Raw genomic sequence first — 377 nt, 5'->3', positions numbered from 1 at the left:
AAGCTGCAACGCGAGCTTGGCTTGACCGCAACACAAGTTGCGCATCTGGAATTTCTGGTGGGTTATACCCGCGATCAGGATTGGCAGAGCGGCAGCAATCCGATTGTCTATCTGACGGTAAGTGCGACCGCCAACAAGCGTTCAATCTGCGAGCGCCAGGTGCTCAACATCGAGCGTGCTTTGAATCGCGCCGGTCTTGTGTGCTGGCATGACAGCGGCAACCTGCGCCGGTTCGGACATCGCTCAGCTGGTGGCGAGCTCCTTCAGGCGTTCGGTGTCAATCTTGCCCCTCTGGCCGCAAGTTACAAGCGGCTGCACCGCATGGCGCAAGAACTGGAGCAGCGTGCCCTTGTCTGGAAACAGCAAAAGACAACGCT

Annotated in this window: 1 protein-coding gene; it reads left to right on the top strand. The window is 58.1% G+C overall.

Translation table 11 applies throughout. The features are described from left to right. On the top strand, window positions 1–377 hold a 377-nt coding region (locus tag PPL9_RS06485; protein ID WP_161831234.1), incomplete at both ends, for a helix-turn-helix domain-containing protein.

This window comes from Pseudovibrio sp. POLY-S9 (assembly GCF_001431305.1).
In the GTDB taxonomy this organism is placed as follows: domain Bacteria; phylum Pseudomonadota; class Alphaproteobacteria; order Rhizobiales; family Stappiaceae; genus Pseudovibrio.
The sequence above is the reverse complement of the archived record's forward strand: the minus strand, read 5'-3'. Positions and strand labels throughout refer to the sequence as shown.